The organism is Streptomyces sp. (genome assembly GCF_035563135.1).
GTDB lineage: Bacteria > Actinomycetota > Actinomycetes > Streptomycetales > Streptomycetaceae > Streptomyces.
In genome coordinates, this window is the sequence record NZ_DATMVN010000194.1 from 1 (window position 1) to 3,887 (window position 3,887).

At 70.7% G+C, this 3,887-nt stretch carries 3 protein-coding genes; 2 read left to right on the top strand and 1 reads right to left on the bottom strand.

Features of this window, described 5'->3' with window-relative positions; genetic code table 11:
• Both VN520_RS08525 and VN520_RS08530 read left to right on the top strand, forming a co-directional pair.
• On the top strand, positions 1-275 hold a 275-nt coding region (locus tag VN520_RS08525), incomplete at its 5' end, for a hypothetical protein (protein WP_325746243.1).
• A gap of 150 nt (positions 276-425) precedes the next feature.
• On the top strand, positions 426-1,277 hold the full coding sequence (locus VN520_RS08530) for a DUF5707 domain-containing protein (RefSeq protein WP_325746244.1): 852 nt from the start codon (positions 426-428) through the stop codon (positions 1,275-1,277).
• A gap of 4 nt (positions 1,278-1,281) precedes the next feature.
• Here the strand turns inward: VN520_RS08530 and VN520_RS08535 are convergent, their stop codons facing one another.
• Positions 1,282-3,690: an HAD-IC family P-type ATPase gene (locus VN520_RS08535; RefSeq protein ID WP_325746245.1), complete on the bottom strand. Its 2,409-nt coding sequence runs from the start codon at positions 3,688-3,690 to the stop codon at positions 1,282-1,284.
• Positions 3,691-3,887 lie beyond the last annotated feature (197 nt).

Here is a 3,887-nt window from a genome sequence, read left to right on the forward strand (position 1 = left end):
GGGGCGAGGAGCACCAGGTGCCGGACTCCGTACGGATCCTGCTCGGCGCCGGGACCCCCGAGACCTACGTCGAGCACAGCGAGCTGCGCGCCGGGGGCGTCGAGCTGGACTGGCGCCGCACCCCCGACGGTGTGGTCCACGCGTCCACGCTGGAGGGCGTGGCGGCCGGTCTCGCCTGGGCGGCCGGACAGTGGCCGCGCCGCTTCGAGGTGGCCGCCCTGCTGGAGGACCCGTCGCGCACCGAGGAGCTGGCCCGGGACCGCTGGTTCGACTGAGCCATGTGATCTTCACGGAAAAGCCATCCGGACGTACAACCATTCACATGTGCCCGCCGTCTGGTCTGTCGAGTCACCAGACTCGCAGACCACATGGGGACCGTCGGCCTCACGCCGTGCCGCGGGCCCCCTTTCTCCACTGGGGAACACATGCGTATTCGTGCCACTGTTGCCGTTGTCTCCGGCGCCCTGGCTCTGTCCGCCTTCGGCGTCCCGGCCGCGCAGGCCGACGACGGCCGTACCTGGACGCCTGACTTCGGGCTTTCCGCCCCGGAGCAGTCCCACGGGCGGATGGCCGCCCGTGCGGTCACCGCGACCGACGACCTCAAGATCACCAAGGCCGTCGTGAACGGCGGTAAGCCCATCGTGGTGGGCACCACCGCACCGAAGAAGGTCTCCGTCGCCATCACGGCCACGGACGACTCGGGCATCGCCGACGCGGCGACGTTCCTGTGGATCGGCAGCACTCTGGAGTCCGAGGACAGCTTCGGCATCGGGCAGAACGAGGACGTCGCCACGTGCAAGGCGGTCAACGCCACGACCTCCACCTGCACGCTGACGGTCACGGTCGACCCGGCATGGCTGATCAACTCCGACGCGACCACCTGGAAGGTCGGCGCCGCTGTGCTCAGCAAGGACGGCCAGATCGTCCAGAAGGACGCCTTCGGCAGGACGAACCTCCAGCGCCTCTCCAAGGTGACCGTCAACGCCGCCCCGGAGCCCGTCAAGAAGGGCAAGACCCTCACGGTCACCGGCAAGCTCTCGCGTGCCAACTGGGAGACCGGCACGTACAAGGGCTACGCCACCCAGGCCGTCAAGCTCCAGTTCCGCAAGAAGAACAGCAGCACCTACACCACCGTCAAGACCATCAAGTCGAGCAGCACCGGTGCGCTGAAGACCACCGTCAAGGCGTCCGTGGACGGCTACTGGCGCTACAGCTTCGCCGGTACGTCCACCACCCCGACCGTCACGGCCGCGGGTGACTTCGTCGACGTGAAGTAGACCGCTAGGGGCGGAAGCGGCGGCCGACCACGCGCCAGGCGAATTCCAGGACGGCCGCCGCTGCCGCCGCGATCCCCGCCGCGGCCCAGGGCATGGTGGTGCCCACCAGCTTCAGCGCGAAGAAGTCCTGGAGCCAGGGCACCGCGAGCACGACGAGGAAGCACAGGCCCATCGTCGCCACCAGCGCGACCCGCCACCAGGTGTACGGACGGGCGATGATCGCCAGGACCCACATGGAGACCAGGAACAGTGTGAGGGTCGCCGCGCTCGTCTCCGCGTCCAGCGCTCCCGTACCGGCGTAGTGATGGCGGGCCACCAGGTACGTGGTGAAGGTGGCCGCCGCCGCGATGACCCCGGAGGGGATCGCGTAGCGCATGACACGGCGTACGAAGTGCGGCTGGGCCCGCTCCTTGTTGGGGGCGAGCGCCAGGAAGAACGCCGGGACACCGATCGTCAGTGTGGACAGCAGCGTGAGGTGGCGCGGCAGGAACGGGTACTCCACCTGGAAGCAGACCACCAGGATCGCCAGCAGCACCGAGTAGACGGTCTTCGTCAGGAACAGTGTGGCGACGCGGGTGATGTTGCCGATGACCCGGCGGCCCTCCGCCACGACCGAGGGCAGGGCCGCGAAGCTGTTGTCCATCAGCACGATCTGGGCCACCGCCCGGGTCGCCTCGGAGCCCGAGCCCATCGAGACCCCGATGTCGGCGTCCTTCAGCGCGAGCACGTCGTTGACCCCGTCCCCGGTCATCGCGACCGTGTGCCCGCGTGACTGGAGGGCGCCGACCATGTCCCGCTTCTGCTGCGGGGTGACCCGGCCGAAGACCGCGTTCCGCTCGATCTCCGACGCCATGGCGTCGCGGTCCTCGGGCAGCCGGCGGGCGTCCACGGGGTGTCCGGCGCCCGGCATCCCCAGCTTCTGGGCCACCGCGCCGACGGAGACGGCGTTGTCGCCGGAGATGACCTTGGCGGCGACGTCCTGGTCGCCGAAGTAGGCCAGGGTCTCCCCGGCGTCGGGCCGCAGCCGCTGCTCCAGGACCACGAGCGCGGCCGGCACGGCCCCGGAGGCAGGGTCCGGGGCGTCCAGCCCGCCCCGGACCCTGGCCAGGAGCAGGACCCGCAGCCCCTGCTCGTTGAGGTGGACCGTCTCCGCGAGGGCGGGGTCGTCGGCGGGCAGCAGGACGTCGGGGGCGCCGAGCAGCCAGGCGGACGCGTCACCGCCGCCCTCGGTGAAGGCGGCACCGCTGTACTTGCGGGCCGAGGAGAACGGCATGGCCTGGGTGACGTCCCAGCCCTTGTCGTCCGGGTGGGCGTCGATGATGGCCTGGAGGCTGGCGTTGGGCCGTGGGTCGGAGGCGCCGAGGGCGCCCAGGACGCGGCGGACGTACCCCTCGTCGGATCCGTTCAGCGGGCGGACCTCGGTGACGTCCATGCCGCCCTCGGTGAGGGTTCCGGTCTTGTCCAGGCAGACGACGTCGACCCGGGCGAGCCCCTCGATCGCGGGCAGCTCCTGCACGAGACACTGCTTGCGGCCGAGCCGGATGACGCCGATCGCGAAGGCGACCGAGGTGAGAAGGACCAGGCCCTCGGGGATCATCGGGACGATGCCGCCGACGGTGCGGGCCACCGAGTCCTTGAAGTTGTTGTCCTTGACGACCAGCTGGCTGACGATGAGCCCGATCGCCGTCGGAACCATCATCCACGTCACGTACTTGAGGATCGTGCTGATGCCGCTGCGGAGCTCGGACCGCACGAGGGTGAAGCGGGACGCCTCCTCGGCGAGCTGTGCGGCGTAGGCCTCGCGGCCGACCTTGGTGGCGGTGAACGCCCCGCCGCCCGCGACGACGAAGCTGCCGGACATCACCGGGTCGCCCGGCCGCTTGACCACGGGGTCCGCCTCGCCGGTCAGCAGCGACTCGTCGATCTCCAGGCTGTCGGCCTCGACGACCGTGCCGTCGACGACGGCCTTGTCCCCGGGGCCCAGCTCGATCAGGTCCCCGAGGACGATCCCGGAGACGGAGACCTCGACGGAGGCCCCGTCACGCCGTACGGTCGGTTTCGCCTCGCCGATCACCGCGAGGCTGTCCAGCGTCTTCTTGGCGCGCCACTCCTGGACGATGCCGATCCCGGTGTTCGCGAGGATCACGAAGCCGAAGAGGCTGTCCTGGATGGGCGCGACGGACAGCATGATCACCCAGAGCACACCGATGATCAGGTTGAACCGGGTGAGGACGTTCGCGCGGACGATCTCGGTGACCGAGCGGGAGGAGCGGACCGGTACGTCGTTGACCTCGCCCCGGGCGACCCGTTCGGCGACCTCGGCGGTGGTCAGCCCGCCCGGCGGCGCGGGTGCGGGAGAGGTCTTCACGGAGTCCGGCTGCTCGCCGAAGGAGTCGAGTGCCCGCTGCGTCATGGTTCCGACCGTACGGGCGGAACGGGTGGTTCACCCGCCGGGCGCCGGAAGTCCCGACCGGGGAGGACCGTGATGGCCCCCCGGTCGTACGTCAGGGACAGGGGGCGTACGGGCGCCCGGGTGCCAGGGGCGGAAGCGGCCCGGGACCGGTGGCCGGGGCCCGGCGGCCCCGCGTCAGCGGTGCGCGCCGTCGGGCG

Excerpts from the sequence above, each read along its gene's own strand:
- VN520_RS08535 (WP_325746245.1), bottom strand. The coding sequence starts at position 3,690 with ATGACGCAGCGGGCACTCGACTCCTTCGGCGAGCAGCCGGACTCCGTG.
- VN520_RS08530 (WP_325746244.1), top strand. The coding sequence starts at position 426 with ATGCGTATTCGTGCCACTGTTGCCGTTGTCTCCGGCGCCCTGGCTCTG.